Genomic DNA, 23,145 nt, shown 5'->3' with positions numbered 1-23,145 from the left:
CGCCGACAGCAGGTGCACACCCGGCCGCACAGGTCTAAACCAATTATCCGTCGACCCTTGTCAGCGGGCCCTCGGGTCTGATGAGCTGTGGCCTGGGACACAACGGACACCCCGGGAAAGGGAGATGTCGTGAGCAACGAAAGCCTGGCCAACCTGCTCAAGGAAGAGCGCAGGTTCGCACCCCCCGCCGACCTGGCTGCCAACGCCAACGTCACCGCGGAGGCGTATGAACAGGCCAAGGCTGACAGGCTCGGCTTCTGGGCCGAGCAGGCCCGCCGCCTGACCTGGGCCAAGGAGCCGACCGAGACACTGGACTGGTCGAACCCGCCGTTCGCCAAGTGGTTCCAGGACGGCGAGCTCAACGTCGCCTACAACTGCGTGGACCGCCATGTCGAGGCCGGACACGGCGACCGGGTGGCCATCCACTTCGAGGGCGAGCCCGGCGACAGCCGCGCCATTACCTACGCCGAGCTCAAGGACGAGGTCTCCAAGGCGGCCAACGCGCTGCTCGAACTGGGCGTGCGCAAGGGCGACCGGGTCGCCGTCTACCTGCCGATGATCCCCGAGACGGCCATCGCGATGCTGGCGTGCGCGCGTATCGGCGCCGCCCACTCGGTCGTCTTCGGCGGCTTCTCCGCCGACGCGCTCGCCACCCGGATCCAGGACGCCGACGCCAAGGTCGTCATCACCTCCGACGGCGGCTACCGGCGCGGCAAGCCGTCCGCGCTCAAGCCCGCCGTGGACGAGGCGGTCTCCAAGGTGGACAACGTCGAGCACGTGCTCGTGGTCCGCCGTACCGGCCAGGACGTGGCGTGGGACGACAGCCGTGACGTGTGGTGGCACGAGGTCGTCGACCGGCAGTCCGCCGAGCACACCGCGGAGGCGTTCGGCGCCGAGCAGCCGCTCTTCATCCTCTACACGTCCGGGACGACCGGTAAGCCCAAGGGCATCCTGCACACCTCCGGCGGCTACCTCACCCAGACCGCCTACACGCACCACGCCGTCTTCGACCTCAAGCCGGAGACCGACGTCTACTGGTGCACCGCGGACGTCGGCTGGGTCACCGGTCACTCGTACATCGTGTACGGACCGCTGGCGAACGGCGCGACCCAGGTCATGTACGAGGGCACGCCGGACACGCCGCACCAGGGCCGCTTCTGGGAGATCGTGCAGAAGTACGGGGTGACGATCCTCTACACGGCGCCGACGGCCATCCGGACGTTCATGAAGTGGGGCGACGACATCCCCGCGAAGTTCGACCTGTCCTCGCTGCGCGTCCTGGGGTCGGTGGGCGAGCCGATCAACCCCGAGGCGTGGATCTGGTACCGCAAGAACATCGGCGCCGACCGCACCCCGGTCGTCGACACCTGGTGGCAGACCGAGACCGGCGCCATGATGATCTCGCCGTTGCCCGGTGTGACCGAGGCGAAGCCCGGCTCGGCCCAGCGGCCGCTGCCCGGCATCTCCGCGACCGTCGTGGACGACGAGGCGAACGAGGTGCCCGACGGCGGAGGCGGTTACCTGGTCCTGACCGAGCCGTGGCCGTCGATGCTGCGCACCATCTGGGGTGACGACCAGCGGTTCATCGACACGTACTGGTCGCGCTTCGAGGGCAAGTACTTCGCCGGTGACGGTGCGAAGAAGGACGACGACGGCGACATCTGGCTCCTGGGCCGGGTCGACGACGTGATGCTGGTGTCCGGGCACAACATCTCCACCACCGAGGTGGAGTCGGCGCTGGTGTCCCACCCGTCGGTCGCCGAGGCGGCCGTCGTCGGCGCCGCCGACGAGACCACCGGCCAGGCCATCGTGGCCTTCGTCATCCTGCGGGGCACGGCCGCCGAGACCGAGGACCTGGTCGCCGACCTGCGCAACCACGTCGGCGCCACCCTCGGCCCGATCGCCAAGCCCAAGCGGGTCCTGCCGGTGGCCGAGCTGCCGAAGACCCGCTCCGGGAAGATCATGCGCCGGCTGCTGCGGGACGTCGCCGAGAACCGCCAGCTCGGTGATGTGACCACGCTGACCGACTCGACCGTCATGGACTTCATCCAGGCGAAGCTGCCGACGTCGTCCAGCGAGGACTGAGCACGCCCCGAGGGCACCCGGCGCCAGGCGCGCCGGGTGCCCTCGGCGTTCGTACGATGAGACCCGGATGCACCCCGGTGCACCCGTGAGTAGGCTGAACGCAGCGAAACTCGTTCATAGGTGCGCCGGGAAGTCTGGTCGGCATGTTCTCCGTCATGCCCACCGACCGGAGGTAATCCCCCGTGGCCGCGTCCCCTCCCCCCACCCCCGCCCGCAAGGCCTTCGGCCGGCTCTCCCTGCCCGAGCGGAATTTCGTGGCGGACGCGTTGCGCACCGAGACCGTCGGCGGCGTCCTGCTCCTCGTCGCCGCGATCGCCGCCCTGCTGTGGGCGAACATTCCGGCCCTGCAGGACAGTTACGAGAGCGTCGGGCACTACCACGTCGGCCCCGAGGCCCTGGGCCTGCATCTGTCCGTCGAGCACTGGGCGGCCGACGGGCTCCTCGCGATCTTCTTCTTCGTCGCCGGGATCGAGCTCAAGCGCGAGCTGGTCGCCGGCGATCTCAAGGACCCGGGCAAGGCCGTCCTGCCGGTCGTCGCGGCGCTGTGCGGCATGGCGGTACCGGCCCTCGTGTACACGCTGACCGCGGTGACCGGCGGCGGCTCGCTGGCGGGCTGGGCCGTGCCGACGGCCACCGACATCGCGTTCGCGCTGGCCGTGCTCGCGGTCATCGGCACCTCGCTGCCGAGCGCGCTGCGCGCGTTCCTGCTGACCCTCGCCGTCGTCGACGACCTCTTCGCCATCCTGATCATCGCGCTCTTCTTCACCGAGCAGCTGAACTTCGCCGCGCTCGGCGGCGCCGTCGCGGGCCTGGTCGTCTTCTGGCTGCTGCTGCGCAGGGGAGTACGCGGCTGGTACGTGTACGTGCCGCTCGCCCTCGTCATCTGGGGGCTGATGTACAACAGCGGCATCCACGCCACGATCGCCGGTGTCGCGATGGGCCTGATGCTGCGCTGCACCCGGCACGAGGGCGAGAAGGAGTCCCCGGGCGAGCACATCGAGCACCTGGTACGGCCGCTGTCGGCGGGCCTGGCCGTGCCCCTGTTCGCGCTGTTCAGCGCCGGGGTGGCGGTCTCCGGGGGAGCGCTGCGCGACGTGTTCACCCAGCCGGAGACGCTCGGGGTGCTGCTCGGGCTGGTCGTCGGCAAGGCCGTCGGCATCTTCGGCGGCACCTGGCTGACGGCGCGCTTCACCCGGGCCTCGCTCAGCGACGACCTGGCGTGGGCGGACGTGTTCGCCGTGGCGACCCTCGCCGGGATCGGCTTCACCGTCTCCCTGCTGATCGACGAGCTCGCCTTCGCGGGCGACACCGCGCTCACCGACGAGGTCAAGGCGGCCGTCCTCCTCGGCTCCCTGACCGCGGCGATCCTGGCGACCGTGCTGCTGAAGATCCGGAACGCCAAGTACCGCCGGATGTGGGAGGACGAGGAGCGCGACGAGGACGCCTCCGGCGTGCCGGACATCTACGAGCAGGACGACCCCGAGTACCACCTGCGCATGGCCGCCCTGCACGATCGCAGGGCCGCCGAGCACCGCCGGCTCGCCGAGGAGAAGGCCGCCGCACGCCACGCGGTTGCCGAAGGGGCGGGCAGGGCAGGCGATGAGGGGCACCGTCGGGCATGATCTGACGGGACGGTACAAAAGACGGAACCGTACCCGGTCAGGCGGAAGACGGAACCGTGACTACGAGGGAGACCGCGATGAGCGCACCCGACGGCAGCCCGGTCGGCGCCGAACGCAGCATCGGCCAGCTGTTCGCCTCGGCGACGACCGAATTGTCGGCGCTGGTGCATGACGAGATCGCCCTGGCCAAGGCGCAGCTCAAGCAGGACGTCAAGCGCGGCGCGACCAGCGGCGGGGCGTTCTCGCTGGCGGGCGCGGTGCTGGTGTTCTCGCTGCCGATGCTGAACTTCGCCCTGGCGTACGGCATCAGGACCTGGAGCGACTGGAACCTGGCGCTCTGCTTCCTGCTGTCCTTCGCCGCCAACGTCCTCGTCGCGGTGGTTCTCGCGCTGATCGGCGTCGTCTTCGCGAAGAAGGCCAAGAAGAGCAAGAGCCCGCAGAAGGTCGCGTCGTCGATGAAGGAGACGGCGGGCGTCCTGCAGAACGCCAAGCCGCACCCGCGGCCGGCTCCCGCGGCCGAGCTGGAGGACCGGGCACCCGCGGCCATCGAGGCTGTGGCACGCTCGTCGTCATGACGGATCCCGCCCCTTCGGCACAACCCGGCTCGGTCGTACGGCTCGACGGCCCCTGGACGCACCGGGACGTCGCCGCGAACGGCGCGCGCTTCCACATCGCCGAAATGGGCGACGGCCCCCTGGTCATGCTGCTGCACGGCTTCCCGCAGTTCTGGTGGGCGTGGCGGCACCAGCTCGTCGCGCTCGCCGACGCGGGTTTCCGTGCCGTGGCGATGGACCTGCGCGGCGTGGGCGGCAGCGACCGTACGCCGCGCGGCTACGACCCGGCCAACCTCGCCCTCGACATCACCGGTGTGGTCCGCTCGCTCGGCGAGCCCGACGCCGCTCTCGTCGGGCACGACCTGGGCGGCTATCTGGCCTGGACGGCGGCCGTGATGCGCCCCAAGCTGGTCCGCCGGCTCGCGGTCGCGTCCATGCCGCACCCCCGGCGCTGGCGTTCGGCGATGCTCTCGGACGTGAAGCAGACCAGCGCGAGCTCCTACATCTGGGGGTTCCAGCGGCCCTGGATCCCCGAACGGCAGCTGACCTCCGACGACGGGGCGCTGGTCGGCCGGCTGATCCGGGGCTGGTCGGGCCCGCGACTGCCGGACGACGAGGCGGTGGAGACGTACCGGCGCGCCCTCTGCATCCCGTCCACCGCGCACTGCTCGATCGAGCCGTACCGGTGGATGGTGCGCTCGCTGGCACGGCCCGACGGCATCCAGTTCAACCGCCGGATGAAGCGGCCGGTGCGGGTGCCGACGCTGCATCTGCACGGCTCCCTCGACCCGGTGATGCGTACGCGCAGCGCGGCCGGTTCGGGCGAGTACGTCGAAGCGCCGTACCGCTGGCGCCTGTTCGACGGTCTGGGGCACTTCCCGCACGAGGAGGACCCGGTCGCCTTCTCCACCGAGCTCATCAACTGGCTGAAGGACCCCGAGCCCGACCGGTGACCGGGCCGGCACGCCCGCTATCCGGTACTGAACACCTGTTCTTCGAACAGCCAATTGCCTGGCGCATAGGCCAATTGGGGCCTTCCGGCGCGGTTATCGACCTTGGGGCGGGGGCAGACGTCGGGGTATGGGCTGGACGCACGACTACAGTGACGCGGCACGCGATCGGCGCTCGGCCGGCGGGCTGAGCTCCCACCAGCGAGGCAGCGCCGGGCAGATGCCGGTCGCGGACCCCCGGGTGGGGATTCCGCGCATTCTCCGCCGCAGGGCCCGCTGGGTCTCGGTACGCCTGCGCCACCCGCGCGGCTGACAGGCGGCGCCCTCTCACCACGGCACCGGGCTCACAGCGCGCAACTGTCGCTGTCCACCTGCTGCTTGGCGGTACGCCCCTTGGCGATGTCCTCCCGGATCTCGTCCGCGGTCAGCGCGTACCCGGTGTCCGCGTCGTCGAGGGACTTGGCGAAGACCACGCCGTACACCTTCCCCTTGGGGGTGAGCAGCGGGCCGCCGGAGTTGCCCTGGCGCACGGTCGTGTACAGGGAGTAGACGTCACGGCTGACGGTGCCGTGGTGGTAGATGTCCGGCCCGTTCGCCGGCAGACGCCCGCGCACCCGCGCGGCCCGTACGTCGTACGCGCCGTTCTCCGGGAAGCCCGCGATGATCGCGCCGTCGCCGCTCCTGGCGTCGGTGGCCGTGAACCGCAGCGCGGGTGCGTCGAGATCGGGCACGTCCAGTACGGCGATGTCGCGCTTCCAGTCGTACAGGACGACCGTCGCGTCGTACCGCCGGCCCTCGCCGCCTATCTGGACCGTGGGTTCGTCGACGCCGCCGACGACATGCGCGTTGGTCATGACGCGGCGCTCGGAGAAGACGAAGCCGGTGCCCTCCAGAACCTTGCCGCAACTGGTCGCCGTGCCCACGACCTTGACGATGGAGCGCCGGGCGCGGGTGGCCACCGGGCTGTTCGCCAGGGCCGGGTCGGGCGGCTGGACCTCGGTGATGGGCTCGTTCGAGAACGGGCTGAAGACCTGCGGGAAACCGTTCTGCGTGAGGACGGAGGAGAAGTCGGCGAACCAGGTGTCGGCCTCGGCGGGCAGCGCCCGGGAGACACCGAGGAGCACCTTGGAGCCGCGGACCTCCTTGCCGAGCGTCGGCAGCGTCGTCCCGGCGAGGGCCGAGCCGATCAGCCAGGCCACGAGGAGCATCGCCACGACGTTGACGAGGGCGCCGCCGGTGGCGTCCAGCGCACGGGCCGGCGACCAGGTGATGTAGCGGCGCAGCTTGTTGCCCAGATGGGTGGTCAGCGCCTGCCCGATGGAGGCGCAGACGATCACGACGACGACGGCGACGACGGCCGCGGTGGTGCTCACCTCGGCGTTGTCGGTGAGGGCGTCCCAGATGACCGGAAGGAGGTACACGGCCACGAGACCGCCCCCGAGAAAGCCGATCACCGACAGGATGCCGACGACGAAGCCCTGGCGGTAACCGATGATCGCGAACCAGACGGCGGCGACCAGCAACAGGATGTCCAGCACGTTCACCGGTTCTAGCCTCGCCTCATCATTCTTCGCTCACCAGGTCAGCCATGGACCCGGCGGCATTTCGGACACGAGGCCCCCGGGACGGCACAGCACCGCAGACACCCTGTCATGACCGCCAGTCGAGCGGGACCTGCTTCCCCCGGTCCCAGGGCCGCTCCCAGCCGGAGAAGTGGAGCAGCCGGTCGATGACACCGGCCGTGAAGCCCCACACGAGGGCCGATTCGACCAGAAATGCCGGTCCTCGATGGCCGCTGGGGTGGACCGTGGTGGCACGGTTGTCCGGATTCGTGAGATCCGCCACGGGGACGGTGAAGACGCGGGCGGTCTCGTTCGGATCGACGACGCCGACCGGGCTCGGCTCACGCCACCAGCCCAGCACCGGGGTGACGACGAACCCGCTGACCGGGATGTAGAGCCGCGGCAGCACTCCGAAGAGCTGCACACCGCCCGGATCGAGGCCGGTCTCCTCCTCGGCCTCGCGCAGGGCGGCCCGCAGCGGCCCGTCGGTCCCCGGATCGCCGTCCTCGGGGTCGAGCGCGCCGCCCGGAAAGGACGGCTGCCCGGCGTGCGACCGCAGGGAGCTGGCCCGCTCCATGAGCAGCAGCTCGGGCCCGCGCTCACCCTCCCCGAAGAGGATCAGTACGGCCGACTGGCGCCCGGCCCCGTCCTTCGGCGGCAGGAAGCGGCTCAGCTGCAACGGCTCGACGGTGTCGACGACCCGCGCCACCGGCTCCAGCCAGCCCGGCAGCCCGTCCTTGCTGAGCACCACCGGGCCGTCCTGCGTACCGCTCACCCGCGCCATCGCCACCCCTGTCGTCCTGCCTGCTTCAACGCGGGACGCTCTCCGGATCGTTCCGTGCACCCGCACCGCGTCACGCGGCCCCCAGCGGCGGAGCCGGCTTGCCGCCCGCGTCCAGATAGGACTGCGGCGGCTTCAGACGCTGCCCGGGGAAGCCGCCCTTCTCGTACTTCAGCAGCTTCTGCGCCTTCTCCGGGTCGGTCTCGCCCTCCCCGTACGCCGGGCACAGGTGGGCGATGGGGCAGGCGCCGCACGCGGGCTTGCGGGCGTGGCAGATACGGCGGCCGTGCCAGATCACATGGTGCGACAGGTCCGTCCAGTCGCTCTTCGGGAACAGCGAGCCGACCTCGGCCTCGATCTTGTCCGGGTCGGTCTGCTCGGTCCACTGCCAGCGCCGCACCAGCCGCTGGAAGTGGGTGTCGACGGTGATACCGGGCCGCCCGAACGCGTTGCCCAGGACGACGAAGGCCGTCTTCCTCCCCACGCCGGGCAGCTTGACCAGGTCTTCCAGCCGCCCCGGGACCTCCCCGCCGTAATCCTCCACAAGCGCCTTGGACAGCCCCATCACCGACCGGGTCTTGGCCCGGAAGAACCCGCACGGACGCAGGATCTCCTCGACCTCCTCCGGATTGGCGGCGGCCAGATCCTCCGGGCCGGGGTACTTGGCGAAAAGCGCCGGTGTCGTCTGGTTGACGCGCAGGTCCGTGGTCTGGGCGGACAGAACGGTCGCGACAAGAAGCTGGAAGGGGTTCTCGAAGTCCAGCTCGGGATGGGCGTACGGATAGACCTCGGCGAGCTCCCGATTGATCTGCCGGGCCCGCCGCACGAGAGCGGTCCGCGAGCCCCCCACCGCCTTGGCGGCCGAGGCGCCCTTCACCGGCACGGCACCCTTCTCGGGAACAACGGCTGGCTTCTTGGCGACAGCCTTCTTCACCGGCGCTTTCCTGCCGCGCGCAGCGGCTCCGCCCGGCGCCTTTTTCGCCGTTCGCGCCGTCCTCTTCCCTCCACCAGGGCCCTGTTCGCCCACAGCGGAATCATGACGATCAACCACCCACCCAGCCCCCTTGGCCTGTGCTCTCACCGGCGATTTGGACACCCGGCCAGCCTAAAGCCCGGCACCGACATCCGCCCTGGACCGGGAAGATCGGCGCCCAATTGGACCCCTGCCGCGTACCTCCGGACATGTGTGCGGCATCCTTGTGACAGATCACACTGTTTGGACCGTCCGGCAAAATGGGGAACACGGTCCCCTGGCACGCGGGGGAATCGACCCCCTGAGCAGGTCGACAAGGAGAGAACTCGTGGACGACGTTCTGCGGCGCAATCCGCTCTTCGCGGCTCTCGACGACGAGCAGTCCGCGGAACTGCGCGCCTCCATGAGTGAGGTGACGCTCGCACGGGGCGACTCCCTCTTCCACGAGGGCGACCCGGGCGACCGGCTGTACGTCGTCACCGAGGGCAAGGTCAAGCTTCACCGCACGTCCCCCGACGGCCGCGAGAACATGCTCGCCGTCGTCGGCCCCGGAGAGCTCATCGGCGAGCTCTCCCTGTTCGACCCGGGCCCGCGCACGGCGACCGCCACCGCGCTGACCGAGGTCAAGCTGCTCGGCCTCGGCCATGGCGACCTCCAGCCCTGGCTGAACGCCCGCCCCGAGGTGGCCACCGCGCTCCTGCGCGCCGTCGCCCGGCGCCTGCGCCGCACCAACGACGCGATGTCCGACCTCGTCTTCTCGGACGTCCCGGGTCGCGTGGCCCGCGCTCTGCTCGACCTCTCCCGCCGCTTCGGGGTGCAGTCCGAGGAGGGCATCCACGTCGTCCACGACCTGACGCAGGAGGAGCTGGCCCAGCTGGTCGGCGCCTCGCGCGAGACGGTCAACAAGGCCCTGGCCGACTTCGCCCAGCGCGGCTGGCTCCGCCTGGAGGCCCGCGCCGTGATCCTCCTGGACGTCGAACGCCTGGCCAAGCGCTCGCGCTGACACAGCCGTGGAACGGGGTCCCGCCTCCCACCGAGGCGGGGCCCCGCCGCGTACGTACGACGACGAACCGCGACCCGACATGGACAGGCCCCCCGCGTACGGCGAAGCCGATCCGCGACCCGCCACGGACGGGCCCCCGCCCACGGCGGTGCGGGGACGTGCCGGGGGTGTCCGCCCGCCAGGGCCGTCGCGGACACAAACCCGCACCTCACCTCCACACACCCCCACCCCCAGAGCCCCCTCGAACATCTGCGCGTCACGAGATAGCCTCGCGCCCATGGCAAACGGGCAGTGGTACCCACCGGAGTGGCCGGACCGCATCCGCGCACTCGCGGAAGGAGGCCTCACCCCGGTCGTCCCCAGACGCGCCGCCACGGTGATGCTGCTCAAGGACTCGGACCAGGCACCCCTCGTCCACATGCTCCGCCGCCGCACCTCGATGGCCTTCGCCGCCGGCGCCTACGCCTACCCCGGCGGCGGTGTCGACCCCCGCGACGAGCACGAGATCCGCTGGGCGGGCCCCACGCGCGCGTGGTGGTCGGCCCGGCTGCGCGTCGAGGAGGCCACGGCCCAGGCGATCGTCTGCGCGGCGGTCCGCGAGACCTACGAGGAGGCGGGTGTCCTGCTCGCCGGCCCCACCGAGGACACCGTCGTCGGCGACACGACGGGCGACGACTGGGAGGCGGACCGCGCCGCCCTGGTCGCCCGCGACCTGTCGTTCGCCGAGTTCCTCGACCGCCGCGGCCTCGTCCTCCGCTCCGACCTGCTCGGCGCCTGGACCCGCTGGATCACCCCCGAGTTCGAGCCCCGCCGCTACGACACGTGGTTCTTCGTCGCCGCCCTCCCGGAGGGCCAGCGCACGCGCAACGCCTCCACCGAGGCCGACCGCACCGTCTGGATCCGCCCCGCCGAGGCCGCCGCCGCGTACGACAAGGGCGAGCTGCTGATGATGCCGCCCACCATCGCGACCCTGCGCCAGCTCATCCCGTACGGCAGCGCCGCCGAGGCCCTGGCCGCCGCCCCCGGCCGTGACCTCACCGCCGTCCTCGCACAGGCGAGCCTCGTGAACGGCGAGATCGTGCTCGCCTGGCCCGGCCACGACGAGTTCACCAAGCACATCCCGACCGGCGGAGCCCCCGCGTGACCGCGACCGCGCGGCCGCTCGCGCCCACGCCCCGAGCCCCGGAAGGCCCCCTCGTATGACGGACGCCGCAGCCCTTCCCGGCCAGCCGCGAGACGCGGTCGTCTCCGGCCCGGCCACCGCCCGCGCCGTCAACGTCCTGGCCCCCAACGCGTCACCGATGACCCTGGACGGCACCAACACCTGGATCGTCTCGGAGCCGGACTCCGACCTCGCCGTCGTCATCGACCCGGGGCCGCAGGACGAGGGGCACCTGCGCAACGTCGTCGCCACGGCCGAGCGGTCCGGCAAGCGCGTCGCCCTGACACTGCTCACGCACGGGCACCCGGACCACGCCGACGGCGCCCTGCGGTTCGCCGAACTGACCGGCACACGCGTGCGTGCGCTCGACCCGGCGCTGCGGCTCGGGGACGAGGGGCTCGGCGCCGGGGGCGTGGTCACCGTCGGGGGCCTGGAGCTGCGGGTGGTCCCGACGCCGGGCCACACCGCCGACTCGCTGTGCTTCCATCTGCCGGCCGACCAGGCCGTCCTGACGGGCGACACGATCCTGGGCCGGGGCACGACCGTCGTGGCACACCCCGACGGCCGCCTCGGCGACTACCTGGACTCCCTGAGGCGCCTGAGGTCCCTCACGGTCGACGACGGCGTCCACACGGTCCTGCCGGGCCACGGCCCGGTCCTGGAGGACGCCCAGGGCGCGGTCGAGTTCTACCTGGCCCACCGCGCCCACCGCCTGGCGCAGGTCGAGACGGCGGTGGAGGACGGCCACCGCTCCCCGGCCGAGGTGGTCGCCCATGTGTACGCCGACGTGGACCGCTCGCTGTGGCCGGCGGCGGAGCTGTCGGTCCGGGCGCAGCTGGACTACCTGGAGGAACACGGCCTCATCGAACCGCGCTCGGCCCTCTGACCACGCGCCCCGAACAGGCGGCGGAAGCCGGACGGCCGCAGCCGGAGCCGGCCGCGGCCGAACCGTCGGAGACCTACGCCCCGCTCAGCTCCACCTGCACCTCGACCTCCACGGGCGCGTCCAGCGGAAGCACCGCCACACCCACCGCGCTGCGCGCGTGGACGCCCTTGTCGCCCAGGACCTCGGCGAACAGCTCGCTGGCGCCGTTGATGACACCCGGCTGCCCGGTGAAGTCCGACGCGGAGGCCACGAAGCCCACGACCTTCACGACACGTGCGACACGGTCCAGGTCGCCCGCGACCGACTTCACGGCGGCCAGGGCGTTCAGGGCACAGACGCGCGCGAGGTCCTTGGCCTCCTCGGCGGTGACCTCGGCACCCACCTTGCCGGTCACCGGAAGCTTGCCGTCCACCATCGGCAGCTGGCCGGCGGTGTAGACGTACACGCCCGACTGCACGGCAGGCTGGTACGCGGCCAGCGGAGGGACGACCTCCGGCAGCGTCAGGCCCAGCTCGGCCAGCCTCTCCTCGACCGCGCTCACGCCTGCTTCTCCCGCTTCAGGTAGGCGACGAGCTGCTCGGGGTTGTTCGGCCCGGGCACGACCTGGACGAGCTCCCAGCCGTCCTCGCCCCAGGTGTCCAGAATCTGCTTCGTGGCATGGACGAGCAGCGGCACGGTTGCGTATTCCCACTTGGTCATGCGGCCGACTTTATCCGCTGCCCCGGGCGGCCCGGACGGCCGACCGCGTCACGTTGTCCACAGGCTGCCGCGTACTCGGCGCACATACTGGTTAGGCTCGAAGACGTGAGCAGGCTCCAGGTCGTCAGTGGTAAGGGCGGGACCGGAAAGACCACGGTCGCCGCCGCACTCGCGCTCGCCCTCGCGACGGAGGGGAAACGGGCACTCCTCGTCGAGGTCGAGGGCAGGCAGGGCATCGCACAGCTTTTCGAGACGCAGGCGCTGCCCTACGAGGAGCGGAAGATCGCCGTCGCGCCCGGGGGCGGGGAGGTGTACGCCCTCGCCATCGACCCCGAACTGGCCCTTCTGGAGTATCTCCAGATGTTCTACAAGATGGGCGGCGCCGGCCGGGCCCTGAAGAAGCTCGGCGCCATCGACTTCGCCACCACCATCGCCCCGGGGCTCCGGGACGTCCTCCTGACCGGCAAGGCCTGCGAGGCCGTCCGCCGCAAGGACAAGGCGGGCCGCTTCGTCTACGACCACGTGGTCATGGACGCGCCGCCCACCGGGCGCATCACCCGCTTCCTGAACGTCAACGACGAGGTGGCGGGCCTCGCCCGCATCGGGCCGATACACAATCAGGCGCAGGCGGTGATGCGGGTGCTGAAGTCGCCGGAGACGGCGGTGCACCTGGTGACGCTGCTGGAGGAGATGCCCGTCCAGGAGACCGCGGACGGCATCGCCGAGTTGCGGGCGGCGCGGCTGCCGGTGGGCCGGATCATCGTGAACATGATGCGGCCCCAGGTGTTGGACGCGATCGATCTGGAACTCGTCCGCAGTGTCCCGCGCGCCGCCGTGGCCAAGTCGCTGTCGGCGGCGGGACTCGGCGGGGCGCGCCGTGGCGGACTGGCCGAGCGACTGGTCGACCCGCTGCTGGGGCAGGCCGCGGAGTACGCCGAGCGGCACGCCCTGGAGCGCGAGCAGCGCACCGTGCTGGCCGACCTGGGGCTGCCGGTGCACGAACTGCCCCTGCTCGCCGAGGGCATGGATCTGGCGGGCCTGTACGCCCTCGCGCGCGAGCTGCGGGAACAGGACCTGTCATGGTGACCCGCCGCGGGCCTGAAGCTGGACCACGGGCGTCGGCCCCAGAAGCAGAGGGGAACTCATGAGCCGTCCGAATTCCGCGCAGACCCAGGAACAGGCGCAGTCGCAGTCGCAGTCGCAGTCGCCGTCGCAGTCGCAGAATCGGGCGGAGAAATGGGCACAAGGGCAGGACACCGCCCGCCGCCCCCACCACCTCTCCGCGTCACGCGTGCTCGACCTGGACCCGCTGCTCGACGACCCGGCGACCCGGATCGTGGTGTGCTGCGGCTCGGGCGGGGTCGGCAAGACCACGACGGCGGCGGCCCTGGGCCTGCGGGCCGCCGAGCGGGGGCGGAAGGTGGTCGTGCTGACCATCGACCCGGCCCGCCGGCTCGCCCAGTCCATGGGCATCGACTCGCTGGACAACACTCCGCGCCGGGTGAAGGGCGTCGAGGGAGTCGGCGAACTGCACGCGATGATGCTCGACATGAAGCGCACCTTCGACGAGATCGTCGAGGCGCACGCGGACCCGGAGCGCGCGGCCGCCATCCTGGGCAACCCCTTCTACCAGTCGCTCTCGGCGGGCTTCGCGGGCACGCAGGAGTACATGGCGATGGAGAAGCTGGGCCAGCTGCGGTCCAAGGACGAGTGGGACCTCATCGTCGTGGACACCCCGCCGTCCCGCTCGGCGCTGGACTTCCTGGACGCGCCGAAGCGGCTCGGCTCGTTCCTGGACGGCAAGTTGATCCGCGTCCTGCTGGCTCCGGCGAAGGTCGGTGGCCGCGCGGGCATGAAGTTCCTGAACGCCGGTATGTCGATGATGACCGGCGCCCTCGGCAAGCTCCTCGGCGGGCCGCTGCTGAAGGACGTGCAGACGTTCGTGGCCGCGATGGACTCGATGTTCGGCGGCTTCCGCACGCGCGCGGACGCCACGTACAAGCTGCTCCAGGCGCCCGGTACGGCGTTCCTGGTGGTGGCGGCGCCGGAGCGGGACGCGCTGCGGGAGGCCGCGTACTTCGTGGAGCGGCTGGCCGCCGAGGACATGCCGCTCGCCGGGCTGGTGCTCAACCGGGTCCACGGCAGCGGCGCCGACCGCCTGTCGGCCGAGCGGGCGCTCGCCGCCGCGGAAAATCTTGAAGAGCCCCGCATTGTGGATCAGGAGGCCGGGAAAGCTGGTCTTCGTAACTCTCCCGACACGTACGACAGTTCAGACACGGCCGCTCCCGAGGCGCCAGCTCCCGACGCAGGCTCCCCCGCCGCCACGGACATGGAGCACATCGCGGCCCCCGACCAGCCCGAGACCGGCGCTCCGCATGTGGAGCGGACCGTCGACCAACTCACGGCCGGCCTGCTGAAGCTGCACGCCGAACGTATGCAACTGCTCTCCCGCGAACAGCGCACGCGCGACCGTTTCGCCGCGCTGCACCCCGAGGTGGCGGTGGCCGAAGTGGCCGCGCTCCCCGGTGACGTGCACGACCTGGCCGGGCTGCGGGACATCGGGAACAGGCTCGCGGCCAACCGGCCGGAGCTTCCCGATCCCGAGCCACCCGCCCAGGTGCCCGAGGCCTGACGGCCGACTCCTGTGGGCGTGCCTGGGCACCCGTACGGCGTGTCTGGGCCCTGTCCCTGTATCAGGGCCCGGTGACCGGCCGCGCCTCAGCCCACGGCGGCGTAGTCCTCGTAGACCTCGTCGTCGTCGAGGGGCAGCAGTCCCGCTCCCCGCTCGTACTCCGTGCGCGCCGTCTCCAGCAGCCGGCGCCACGAGGTGACGGTGGGCCGCCGGCGCAGCAGTGCGCGACGCTCTCGCTCCGTCATGCCTCCCCACACGCCGAACTCGACGCGGTTGTCGAGCGCGTCCGCCAGGCACTCCGTACGCACCGGGCATCCGGTGCACACCGCCTTGGCCCTGTTCTGCGCTGCTCCCTGAACGAACAGTTCATCCGGATCGGTAGTGCGGCAGGCCGCCTGCGCACTCCAGTCGACTACCCAGCCCATACCGGCGCCGTCCTCTCCCGAATCGAGGCTCCCCCACGGCGGCAGCGGCATATTCACCGCCGCCAGTTGAGGACGTTACGGAAGGTGGGCACAGCGCAACACCCCCAGCGGGCCCAATCTTGAATGGTCCGAACGGACTATGGGTAAGCGGCAGATCACCCGGGGGAGTGAGCTGGCGACATGCGTGACCTTCCCGGCAAACCGGGACAGTTACCTTGCGCCACAACGGACGCCGGATGACACACGAGGCGGATTCGGACACGCCCCCACCGGAAAAGTGGGGAATCTCCGGAACGATTCGGGGTCGCCGGACGTATTGATACGTGGCCGCTCTGCTGTGACAGTTGAGAGCAGCTTAGGCCAAGGCCTGTGCGCCTGTCCGGCGAATGGGAAGGCACCGTGGCCCGCGTCACCCCGCCATGCCATCACCCGGCACGGTCGGCTCTCGGTTCGCTCATCTCTACGGTTTAGGCTTCCCCCATGCCAAAGAAGCGCTCGGGCGGTGGTCTGTCGCCAACGCAGCAGGCCGCGAAGTTCCTCGGTGTCAGTGTGCTCGCCGGAGCCGTGCTGGCGGGCATCGCGCTGCCCGCCGTCGGCGCGCTGGGGCTCGCGGCCAAGGGGTCGGTCGAAAGCTTCGACGAACTCCCGGCCAACCTGAAGACCCCGCCGCTGAGCCAGCGGACCACGATCCTGGACGCCGACGGCGGCATGATCGCCTCGGTCTACTCGCGCGACCGTACGGTGCTGGAGCTCAAGGACATCTCGCCGTACATGCAGAAGGCGATCGTCGCGATCGAGGACGCCCGCTTCTACCAGCACGGCGCGGTCGACCTGAAGGGCATCCTGCGCGCCCTCAACAAGAACGCGCAGAGCGGCGGCGTCTCCGAAGGCGCCTCGACGCTCACCCAGCAGTACGTGAAGAACGTCTTCGTGGAGGAGGCCGGCGACGACCCGACCAAGGTCGCGCAGGCCACCCAGCAGACCCTCGGCCGCAAGATCAGGGAGCTGAAGTACGCGATCCAGGTCGAGGAGGAGCTCGGCAAGAAGAAGATCCTCGAGAACTACCTGAACATCACGTTCTTCGGCCAGCAGGCGTACGGCGTCGAGGCCGCCGCCCAGCGCTACTTCTCCAAGTCCGCGAAGGACCTCGAGCTCCAGGACGCGGCGCTGCTCGCCGGCATCGTGCAGTCGCCCAGCCGGTACGACCCGGTCAACGACGAGGCCGAGGCCACCAAGCGGCGCAACACCGTCCTCCAGCGCATGGCCGACCTGGGTGACGTCTCGCAGCAGGAGGCCGACGCGGCCAAGAAGGCCCCGCTGGGCCTGAAGGTCCGCAGGCCGGAGAACGGCTGCATCACCGCCGTCGAGGGCGCCAGTTTCTTCTGCGAGTACGTCAAGCACGTCTTCCTCAACGATCCGGTCTTCGGCAAGAACCGCGAGGCGCGCGCCAAGATCTGGAACCGCGGCGGTCTGACGATCAAGACCACCCTGGACCCGAAGTCCCAGACGTCGGTCCAGGCCTCGCTCAGGCAGCACGTCTACAAGTCGGACAAGGTCGCCGCGGCGGCCACCCTGGTCGAGCCCGGCACCGGCAAGATCCTCGGCATGGGCCAGTCGAAGCCGTACGGCTCCGGCAAGAACCAGACCGAGCTGAACTACTCGGTGGACGCGGCGTACGGCGGTTCCAACTACGGCTTCCCGACCGGTTCGACGTTCAAGCCGTTCGTGGCCGCGGCCGCCCTGGAGGAGGGCCGGCCACCGACGCAGGAGTACTCCTCGCCGTACCAGATGGAGTACCCGAGCCCGGTCCAGACGTGCGACAGCAAGCCGTGGACCAACCTGCGCGGCGAGAAGCTGGAGAACGAGAGCGAGTCGGAGCACGGCCCGTACCGCCTGCGCAAGGCGATGGAGCTGTCGGTCAACACCTACTTCGTGCAGATGATCGCCGACATCGGGCTGTGCCCGGTGGTCGACATGACCGACCATCTCCAGGTCCGCCAGGGCAACGGCGACAAGCTCCCCGAGCGGCCCGCCATCGCCCTCGGTTCCGTCGGTCTCTCCCCGCTGACCATGGCGAGCGCGTACGCCGCCTTCGCCTCCCGCGGCATGTACTGCACGCCGGTCGCCATCGAGGCCATCACGCAGAAGGTCGGCGACCAGCAGAAGTCGCTGGAAGTCCCCAAGTCGACGTGCTCGCGGGCGATGTCCGAGAAGACCGCCGACACCGTCAACAGCCTGCTGCAGGGCGTGGTCGACTCCGGTACCGGCAAGGAGGCCGGCCTCACGTCCCGGGAGAGCGCCGGCAAGACCGGTACGACGGACGAGCGCCGCAACGCGTGGTTCGTGGGCTACACCCCGAACCTCTCGGGCGCGGTCTGGGTCGGCAGCGCGACCCAGAAGGTCAAGATGCGCAACATCTACATCGGCGGCGAGTACCACGACCTCGTCTACGGCGGCCGGGTCCCGGGCCCCATCTGGCGGGACGCGATGTCGGGCGCGCTGGAGAACAAGCCGGCCGAGCGGTTCCACACCGTGCACATCCCGGACGAGGACGAGGACGGGGAGCACGGCCGCGGGGACGAAGGCGGTGACGGCGACCACGGGCGCGGCGACGACAACGGCAACGGTGACAACGTCATCGGCGGCCTGGTCGGCGGCTCCAACGGCGGCGGGAACGGCAACGGCGGCGGGAACAGCAACGGCGGCCCCGAGCCCGCCCCGTCCTTCTCCATCCCGGAGGGCTTCTGGCGCGGCCAGTCGAACGGGAACGGGACCGGGGGGCGCGGCTGACGGCCGACGCGAGTGACAGCACGAGGGGCCCGGCACATGTGCCGGGCCCCTCGTCGTGTCTGGTGTGCGGAGGTGCTGCCCCGCTCCCCCGTCGTCCTCAGCCGGCGAGGAGCTTCTTCACCGCGGCGGCGACGCGGCCGCCCTCCGCCTGACCCGCCACCTTCGGGTTCACGATCTTCATGACGGCACCCATGGCCCGCGGGCCCTCGGCACCGGCGGCCTTGGCCTCCTCGACGGCCTGCGCCACGATCTGGTTCAGCTCGTCGTCGCTGAGCTGCTTCGGCAGGTAGGCGGCGAGGACCTCGCCCTCCGCCTTCTCCCGCTCGGCCTGCTCGGCACGCCCGCCCTGCGCGAACGCCTCGGCCGCCTCACGGCGCTTCTTCGCCTCGCGGGTGATCACCTTCTGCACCTCGTCGTCGGAGAGCTCGCGCTTCGTCTTGCCCGCGACCTCCTCCTTGGTGATCGCGGCGAGCGTCAGCCGGAGCGTCGCGGAGCGGAGCTCGTCGCGCTCCTTGATCGCGGCGTTGAGGTCTTCCTGCAGCTTCGACTTGAGCGTGGTCATGTGTCCGATTGTCGCAGGTGCGGGGATCGGAACGCCCCTTGATTTCAAGGGAGCTGCGCCAGAAGGCCGTACCGGGGGCGGGCGCGGCCGGTCCGGGACCGCCGGGCGCGGGGCACTTCCGCGGTCTGACACGATGGTCGTATGCACGCGCGATACGGAGTACCCCTTGGCATCACGGCGGTCGGCGCCGCCGGTCTGCTCTACTCGGCCGGTTTCGAGGCCCGTTCCTTCCGCCTCCGACGAGTGACGGTCCCCGTCCTCCCGGCCGGCATGCGCCCACTGCGCGTGCTCCAGGTCTCCGACATCCATATGGTCGGCGGCCAGCGCAAGAAGCAGCGGTGGCTGCGCTCCCTGGCCGGGCTGCGCCCCGACTTCGTGATCAACACGGGCGACAACCTGTCCGACCCGGAGGGCGTGCCGGAGGTGCTGGACGCGCTGGGCCCGCTGATGGAGTTCCCGGGCGCGTACGTGTTCGGCTCCAACGACTACTACGGCCCGAAGCTGCGCAATCCCGCCCGTTACCTGCTGGAGAAGGCCCAGGGCCGCCACGGCCTGAACGGCAACGCGCCCGCGGTCGACGCGATCCACAACCCGTGGGAGGACCTCCGCGAGGGCTTCGACGCGGCGGGCTGGCTCAACCTGACGAACACGCGCGGGACGCTCAAGGTCGAGGGCGTGTCCGTGGAGCTGACGGGGCTCGACGACCCGCACATCAAGCGGGACCGCTACGCGCAGGTGGCCGGCGGCCCGTCCGGCGCGGCGGACTTCGCGATGGGCGTGGTGCACGCGCCGTATCTGCGCGTGCTGGACGCGTACACGGCCGACGGCTACCCGCTGGTCCTGGCCGGCCACACGCACGGCGGCCAGCTTCGCATCCCCTTCTACGGCGCCTTGGTCACCAACTGCGACCTGGACACGGACCGGGCGAGGGGCCTGTCCACGCACACGGCGGAGGGCCGTAGGTCCTACCTCCACGTCTCGGCGGGCTGCGGCGCGAACCGCTACACCCCGTTCCGCTTCGCCTGCCCACCGGAGGCGACGTTGCTGACGTTCGTGGGGCGGGAGTAGGGCGGGGGCTGCGGTCGGGGGGCTGGGGCCCCAGGCGGGTCGGGGGCTGCGGTCGGGAGGCTGCTGCCCCGGGGGCTTGGGGCCGGGGGCTGCGGCCCGCGGCTCCGGAGTGGCGTGACCGGTGCGCGGTCGGTGGGGCTGGTGTGACCGATGCACGCCGGTGAGGCTGGTGTGACCAACGGGTGCTGGTGGGGCGATGTGATCACTGCTGAGTGCCGCTGTGACCGCTGGGCGCTGGGCCGCTGAGAGCCGATGTGACCACTGGGGCCGACGGAGGAGCCGTAACCCACCTGGCCCACCCATATCGCCCATTTCACCCACGCTCCCTAGCGTGAGGTACATGAGCGCCCCGATACCCCCGATACCCAGGGACATCCCGGATCTGCCCGCGATACCGGGCGTGCCGATACTGATGCCGTCGCACGTCCCCGCCACGGCGGTGGCGACCCCGGCGCCCCGCCGCCTGGCGGCAGCGTTCCGTCTGGTCGTCGCCGTACTCGCGACCGCGGCCGTGATCATCGAACTGATCCTTGGCAGCCCCTTGCGCCTACTGAGTCACTTCGCGATCCAGAGCAACATCCTCTTGGTCCTGGTCTTCGCCGCATCGGCTCGCCGCGCCTGGACGGCCCGCCGCCCCCTCCCCTCGTCACTGACCGGGGCGACCCTGCTCTACGTCCTGATCACGGGCCTGGTCTACCACCTACTCCTGGTGAACAGCGCGAGCCCCTTCACCCTGCCCGGCGTCCTCTCGGGCGAGGCGGCCGCCCCGACCGGCTGGCACGCGGTGACGACCCAGATCCTGCACACGGTGACTCCCCTGGCGGCCCTGCTGGACTGGCTGCTCCTCACACCCCCACGCGACCTGCACCTGCGCCAGGCCGCGCCCTGGCTGCTCTACCCGGTGGCCTACCTGGCCTTCGTCCTGGCCCGGGGCGAGTTCCTGGTCCCCGCCGAGCCGGCCCGCTACCTGTACCCGTTCCTCGACGTCGCCGATCACGGCCTCAAGAGCGTCCTGGGCAACGCGCTGCTCCTGGGCCTGGCGATGTACGCCCTGGCGCTGCTCCTGGTGGCCCTGGACCACGTCCGCCCGAACCCGCTGCGCGGACGCGTCCACCACCGCTCACAAACCGGATTTCGTCTCCAGCCACCGGTGGGCTAAAGTAAACGACGTCGCCGCGACGAGCAGCGACATCGGGGTGTAGCGCAGCTTGGCAGCGCGCTTCGTTCGGGACGAAGAGGTCGTGGGTTCAAATCCCGCCACCCCGACAGAGACACACCAGTTCAGGGCCGGTGCTGAGAGATCAGCACCGGCCCTGAACTGTTCTCCAGAAGCTCTCTGGGAAGATCTCGGAAATCGTCTCCAGACCAGTGCCCTACCCACGAGCCCTCAGCAGCGCATCCAGAGCAGCCACGGGCGAGCCGGGGCTCATCGCTCGACGCGCGTCCAACGCCTCCTCCCACATCCCGGTGAGCGCGGTCATCAGCGCCTGCCGCATCCCGGCCGCGATGTGGTCGTAGCGCGACTGCACCGAGCCGTCCACGTGACCCATCCGTTCGTCCATCAGCTTCGGCGGCGTCCCCACCTCTCGCATCGGAGTCTTGTGCGTGTGGCGGAACCCGTGCGGCGTCAGACCGGGAGCGATCGGCATCCAGCACGCCTCAGCCCGCCTGCAGGCCCCTTGCCCACGTGTCGGAATCCCGGGCCACGGCTCGGCGACCACCGGCACAGGGTGCTCTTCCTGATTGCCGCGTCCGGGATACCGTCCCGTGGCAGCAGGTCGAAAGAGCCTGGTGGCGAAGCCAGACCTGTGCTCGAAGCCAACGACGGAGGCTGCGCCTATTGCGGTGGACAGCCGCAGACTGTCGGCGACGCTTGAATAGTGAGCCGGTTCCGGCGGGTGAAAATTGACCCCCACTGCGTCAGTTGATGTTGGTCATTCCCCGGTGTTGGCGGCGGGAACCCGTCCGAGGTCGCGGCCGCGCATGCGGTAACTGTCGCCCTTCAGCGAGATCACCTCGGCATGATGAACGAGTCGATCGATCATCGCCGCGGCGACGGTGTCGTCGCCGAAGACCTCGCCCCAGCGCCCGAAGGGCTTGTTGCTGGTCACGATCACGGAGGCGCGTTCGTAGCGGCCCGAGATGAACTGGAAGAACAGGTTCGCCGCCTCGGGCTCGAAAGGGATGTAACCCACTTCGTCGACCACGATCAGCGGAATCCGTCCCAGCCGGGTCAACTCGTCGCTCAGACGTCCGGCCTGATGAGCCTCGGCGAGGCGGGTGACCCACTGGGCGGCGGTGCCGAAGGCGACCCGGTGTCCGGCCTGGCAGGCCCGGATGCCGAGCCCGGTGGCGAGGTGGGTCTTGCCGGTGCCGGGCGGCCCCAGGAAGATCACGTTCTCCTTTCCGGTGACGAAGTCCAGCGTCCCCAGATGGGCGATGACCTCGCGTTTCACGGACCGTTGGTGGTCGAAATCGAAGTCCTCCAGCGACTTGCGAGAGGGGAAACGAGCCGCCCGGATGCGTCCCTCGGCGCCGTGGGAGTCACGGGCTGCGACCTCCCGCTGCAGGCATGCGGCCAAATACTCCTCGTGGCTCCAGCCCTCGTCGCGGGCCCGTTCGGCGAGCCGGGTGGCCGCATCCCGCAGGGCCGGGGCCTTCAACGCCTTGGTCAGGTAGATCAGTTCGGAGCCGACGTCGCGGCTGGCCCGGGCCTGGTTCGTGCCGTTCTTCGTGCTCATCACGCTGCCCCTTCACCCGTGCTCAGCCCGCCGTCGATGACACCGAAGATCCGGTCATAGGTGTCCAGCGACCGCTCCTCGACCTCCGTCACGTCCACCGGCGCCGGTTTCGTGCCGGCGGCCGCCTTGCGGGCGGCTGCGGCAGCGGCCGCGTGGTCCGGGTCGGTGATGGTCTGGTGTCGGGCCCAGCTGCGGGCATGGCGGGCGACCTCGACGCCGTCGCAGGTCACCAGGACCTGGTCCAGGTCGGCGGCGACCTCGATGCGGCGGCCGACGGCCAGCGGATGCACCGAGTAGTCGCAGGTGTCCAGGCGGACGTAGTGGTCCCGGGGCAGCCGCAGGGATGCCTTCCACCAGCCCGGCGGGGCGATCGGCGGCAGGGCCAGCATTCGGGAGCGGTCCGCTTCCAGCCGGTCTGCCGGGCGGGCCTGCAAGGTCCGGTGGATGCGCCGGTTCGCCCTGGTCAGCCAGTCGGCGAGCTGAATGTTGAAGTCCGCCGGTGACGTGAACACCCGCCCGGGCAGGAACGACGTCTCGAGATAGCCGTTGGCCCGCTCGACCAGGCCCTTGGCCTCGGGGTCACGGGGCTTGCAGAGCAGGAACTTGACGCCCAGAAGTCCGGCGAACGCTGCAAAGTCTTCGGTCAGTTG

Annotated in this window: 22 protein-coding genes, 1 tRNA gene and 1 pseudogene; 14 read left to right on the top strand and 10 right to left on the bottom strand. The window is 70.7% G+C overall.

Going from position 1 to position 23,145, the window contains the following annotated elements:
- Positions 1 to 129 precede the first annotated feature (129 nt).
- From acs to ACFRAC_RS21055, 5 genes are all read left to right on the top strand, one after another.
- Complete coding sequence (acs, locus tag ACFRAC_RS21075) at positions 130 to 2,085, top strand: acetate--CoA ligase (protein WP_382925697.1); 1,956 nt, start codon at positions 130 to 132, stop codon at positions 2,083 to 2,085.
- 182 nt (positions 2,086 to 2,267) lie between these two features.
- Positions 2,268 to 3,707: a Na+/H+ antiporter NhaA gene (gene nhaA / locus ACFRAC_RS21070; protein ID WP_382925695.1), complete on the top strand. Its 1,440-nt coding sequence runs from the start codon at positions 2,268 to 2,270 to the stop codon at positions 3,705 to 3,707.
- 77 nt (positions 3,708 to 3,784) lie between these two features.
- Entirely contained in the window at positions 3,785 to 4,282 is a 498-nt protein-coding gene (locus ACFRAC_RS21065; protein ID WP_382925692.1) for a phage holin family protein, read from the top strand.
- A complete protein-coding gene (locus tag ACFRAC_RS21060; RefSeq protein WP_382925689.1) occupies positions 4,279 to 5,214 on the top strand; it encodes an alpha/beta fold hydrolase in 936 nt (311 codons plus the stop codon). The genes ACFRAC_RS21065 and ACFRAC_RS21060 overlap by 4 nt, the downstream gene beginning before the upstream one ends.
- Positions 5,215 to 5,341: 127 nt before the next feature.
- Complete coding sequence (locus tag ACFRAC_RS21055) at positions 5,342 to 5,524, top strand: hypothetical protein (RefSeq protein ID WP_382925688.1); 183 nt, start codon at positions 5,342 to 5,344, stop codon at positions 5,522 to 5,524.
- Between the two features lie 31 nt (positions 5,525 to 5,555).
- On the opposite strand, the gene ACFRAC_RS21050 is transcribed toward ACFRAC_RS21055, so the two are convergent.
- The 3 genes from ACFRAC_RS21050 to nth all read right to left on the bottom strand — a co-directional run bounded on the left by ACFRAC_RS21050 (position 5,556) and on the right by nth (position 8,650).
- Positions 5,556 to 6,755: a MarP family serine protease gene (locus tag ACFRAC_RS21050; RefSeq protein WP_382925686.1), complete on the bottom strand. Its 1,200-nt coding sequence runs from the start codon at positions 6,753 to 6,755 to the stop codon at positions 5,556 to 5,558.
- 106 nt (positions 6,756 to 6,861) lie between these two features.
- Positions 6,862 to 7,557, bottom strand: a complete 696-nt coding sequence (locus ACFRAC_RS21045) for an NUDIX hydrolase (protein WP_382925682.1) — start codon at positions 7,555 to 7,557, stop codon at positions 6,862 to 6,864.
- 70 nt (positions 7,558 to 7,627) lie between these two features.
- On the bottom strand, positions 7,628 to 8,650 hold the full coding sequence (gene nth, locus ACFRAC_RS21040) for an endonuclease III (RefSeq protein WP_382925680.1): 1,023 nt from the start codon (positions 8,648 to 8,650) through the stop codon (positions 7,628 to 7,630).
- A gap of 205 nt (positions 8,651 to 8,855) precedes the next feature.
- On the opposite strand from nth, the gene ACFRAC_RS21035 reads away from it, so the two are divergent.
- The 3 genes from ACFRAC_RS21035 (at position 8,856) to ACFRAC_RS21025 (ending at position 11,578) form a co-directional block, all read left to right on the top strand.
- Positions 8,856 to 9,530, top strand: a complete 675-nt coding sequence (locus ACFRAC_RS21035) for a Crp/Fnr family transcriptional regulator (protein WP_015658871.1) — start codon at positions 8,856 to 8,858, stop codon at positions 9,528 to 9,530.
- Between the two features lie 277 nt (positions 9,531 to 9,807).
- Positions 9,808 to 10,674 (top strand): NUDIX hydrolase, encoded by an 867-nt coding sequence (locus ACFRAC_RS21030; RefSeq protein WP_382925678.1) that lies wholly within the window; start codon positions 9,808 to 9,810, stop codon positions 10,672 to 10,674.
- A 55-nt stretch (positions 10,675 to 10,729) separates the two neighbouring features.
- On the top strand, positions 10,730 to 11,578 hold the full coding sequence (locus tag ACFRAC_RS21025) for an MBL fold metallo-hydrolase (RefSeq protein WP_382925676.1): 849 nt from the start codon (positions 10,730 to 10,732) through the stop codon (positions 11,576 to 11,578).
- Between the two features lie 73 nt (positions 11,579 to 11,651).
- Here the strand turns inward: ACFRAC_RS21025 and ACFRAC_RS21020 are convergent, their stop codons facing one another.
- Positions 11,652 to 12,119 carry a RidA family protein gene (locus tag ACFRAC_RS21020; RefSeq protein ID WP_382925674.1) on the bottom strand — a complete coding sequence of 156 codons (468 nt, stop codon included), beginning with the start codon at positions 12,117 to 12,119 and terminating at the stop codon, positions 11,652 to 11,654.
- Positions 12,116 to 12,277 (bottom strand): DUF4177 domain-containing protein, encoded by a 162-nt coding sequence (locus ACFRAC_RS21015; RefSeq protein ID WP_003975360.1) that lies wholly within the window; start codon positions 12,275 to 12,277, stop codon positions 12,116 to 12,118. Before ACFRAC_RS21015 ends, ACFRAC_RS21020 begins: the two co-directional genes overlap by 4 nt.
- Positions 12,278 to 12,382: 105 nt before the next feature.
- Between ACFRAC_RS21015 and ACFRAC_RS21010 the strand changes: the two genes are divergently transcribed.
- Positions 12,383 to 13,363 (top strand): ArsA family ATPase, encoded by a 981-nt coding sequence (locus tag ACFRAC_RS21010; protein ID WP_382925672.1) that lies wholly within the window; start codon positions 12,383 to 12,385, stop codon positions 13,361 to 13,363.
- A 58-nt stretch (positions 13,364 to 13,421) separates the two neighbouring features.
- Complete coding sequence (locus ACFRAC_RS21005) at positions 13,422 to 14,909, top strand: ArsA family ATPase (RefSeq protein ID WP_382925669.1); 1,488 nt, start codon at positions 13,422 to 13,424, stop codon at positions 14,907 to 14,909.
- Positions 14,910 to 14,995: 86 nt separating this feature from the next.
- On the opposite strand, the gene wblA is transcribed toward ACFRAC_RS21005, so the two are convergent.
- Positions 14,996 to 15,334: a transcriptional regulator WblA gene (gene wblA / locus ACFRAC_RS21000; RefSeq protein WP_055625082.1), complete on the bottom strand. Its 339-nt coding sequence runs from the start codon at positions 15,332 to 15,334 to the stop codon at positions 14,996 to 14,998.
- Positions 15,335 to 15,814: 480 nt separating this feature from the next.
- Here wblA and ACFRAC_RS20995 point away from each other — a divergent pair, with 480 nt between their 5' ends.
- Complete coding sequence (locus ACFRAC_RS20995; RefSeq protein WP_382925665.1) at positions 15,815 to 18,124, top strand: transglycosylase domain-containing protein; 2,310 nt, start codon at positions 15,815 to 15,817, stop codon at positions 18,122 to 18,124.
- A gap of 97 nt (positions 18,125 to 18,221) precedes the next feature.
- On the opposite strand, the gene ACFRAC_RS20990 is transcribed toward ACFRAC_RS20995, so the two are convergent.
- The gene (locus ACFRAC_RS20990) at positions 18,222 to 18,686 is read right to left on the bottom strand and encodes a GatB/YqeY domain-containing protein (RefSeq protein WP_382925663.1); all 465 of its coding nucleotides are present in this window, start codon (positions 18,684 to 18,686) and stop codon (positions 18,222 to 18,224) included.
- A 141-nt stretch (positions 18,687 to 18,827) separates the two neighbouring features.
- Here ACFRAC_RS20990 and ACFRAC_RS20985 point away from each other — a divergent pair, with 141 nt between their 5' ends.
- From ACFRAC_RS20985 to ACFRAC_RS20975, 3 genes are all read left to right on the top strand, one after another.
- On the top strand, positions 18,828 to 19,754 hold the full coding sequence (locus ACFRAC_RS20985) for a metallophosphoesterase (protein WP_382925661.1): 927 nt from the start codon (positions 18,828 to 18,830) through the stop codon (positions 19,752 to 19,754).
- Positions 19,755 to 20,094: 340 nt separating this feature from the next.
- Positions 20,095 to 20,913, top strand: a complete 819-nt coding sequence (locus ACFRAC_RS20980; protein ID WP_382925657.1) for a Pr6Pr family membrane protein — start codon at positions 20,095 to 20,097, stop codon at positions 20,911 to 20,913.
- 33 nt (positions 20,914 to 20,946) lie between these two features.
- Positions 20,947 to 21,020, top strand: a tRNA-Pro gene (locus ACFRAC_RS20975).
- Positions 21,021 to 21,127: 107 nt separating this feature from the next.
- Here ACFRAC_RS20975 and ACFRAC_RS20970 read toward each other — a convergent pair.
- The 3 genes and pseudogenes from ACFRAC_RS20970 to ACFRAC_RS20960 form a co-directional block, all read right to left on the bottom strand.
- Positions 21,128 to 21,562, bottom strand: a pseudogene (locus ACFRAC_RS20970) (LacI family transcriptional regulator); the annotation flags it as partial.
- 126 nt (positions 21,563 to 21,688) lie between these two features.
- Entirely contained in the window at positions 21,689 to 22,495 is an 807-nt protein-coding gene (gene istB / locus ACFRAC_RS20965) for an IS21-like element helper ATPase IstB (RefSeq protein WP_382925655.1), read from the bottom strand.
- Positions 22,495 to 23,145, bottom strand: a 651-nt coding sequence (locus ACFRAC_RS20960; RefSeq protein ID WP_382925652.1) for an integrase core domain-containing protein, incomplete at its 5' end; no start/stop codon positions are given. The genes ACFRAC_RS20960 and istB, both read right to left, overlap by 1 nt.

Origin of the sequence: Streptomyces sp. NPDC056628, assembly GCF_042792555.1 — a bacterium.
GTDB lineage: Bacteria > Actinomycetota > Actinomycetes > Streptomycetales > Streptomycetaceae > Streptomyces.
The sequence above is the reverse complement of the archived record's forward strand: the minus strand, read 5'-3'. Positions and strand labels throughout refer to the sequence as shown.

What these genes read in the sequence shown, in the direction of transcription:
- ACFRAC_RS21065 (WP_382925692.1), top strand. Translation starts at nt 3,785, where the DNA reads ATGAGCGCACCCGACGGCAGCCCGGTCGGCGCCGAACGCAGCATCGGC.
- ACFRAC_RS21060 (WP_382925689.1), top strand. Translation starts at nt 4,279, where the DNA reads ATGACGGATCCCGCCCCTTCGGCACAACCCGGCTCGGTCGTACGGCTC.
- ACFRAC_RS21055 (WP_382925688.1), top strand. Translation starts at nt 5,342, where the DNA reads ATGGGCTGGACGCACGACTACAGTGACGCGGCACGCGATCGGCGCTCG.
- ACFRAC_RS21045 (WP_382925682.1), bottom strand. Translation starts at nt 7,557, where the DNA reads ATGGCGCGGGTGAGCGGTACGCAGGACGGCCCGGTGGTGCTCAGCAAG.
- ACFRAC_RS21030 (WP_382925678.1), top strand. Translation starts at nt 9,808, where the DNA reads ATGGCAAACGGGCAGTGGTACCCACCGGAGTGGCCGGACCGCATCCGC.
- ACFRAC_RS21025 (WP_382925676.1), top strand. Translation starts at nt 10,730, where the DNA reads ATGACGGACGCCGCAGCCCTTCCCGGCCAGCCGCGAGACGCGGTCGTC.
- ACFRAC_RS21015 (WP_003975360.1), bottom strand. Translation starts at nt 12,277, where the DNA reads ATGACCAAGTGGGAATACGCAACCGTGCCGCTGCTCGTCCATGCCACG.
- ACFRAC_RS21005 (WP_382925669.1), top strand. Translation starts at nt 13,422, where the DNA reads ATGAGCCGTCCGAATTCCGCGCAGACCCAGGAACAGGCGCAGTCGCAG.
- wblA (WP_055625082.1), bottom strand. Translation starts at nt 15,334, where the DNA reads ATGGGCTGGGTAGTCGACTGGAGTGCGCAGGCGGCCTGCCGCACTACC.
- ACFRAC_RS20995 (WP_382925665.1), top strand. Translation starts at nt 15,815, where the DNA reads ATGCCAAAGAAGCGCTCGGGCGGTGGTCTGTCGCCAACGCAGCAGGCC.
- ACFRAC_RS20990 (WP_382925663.1), bottom strand. Translation starts at nt 18,686, where the DNA reads ATGACCACGCTCAAGTCGAAGCTGCAGGAAGACCTCAACGCCGCGATC.
- ACFRAC_RS20985 (WP_382925661.1), top strand. Translation starts at nt 18,828, where the DNA reads ATGCACGCGCGATACGGAGTACCCCTTGGCATCACGGCGGTCGGCGCC.
- ACFRAC_RS20980 (WP_382925657.1), top strand. Translation starts at nt 20,095, where the DNA reads ATGAGCGCCCCGATACCCCCGATACCCAGGGACATCCCGGATCTGCCC.
- istB (WP_382925655.1), bottom strand. Translation starts at nt 22,495, where the DNA reads ATGAGCACGAAGAACGGCACGAACCAGGCCCGGGCCAGCCGCGACGTC.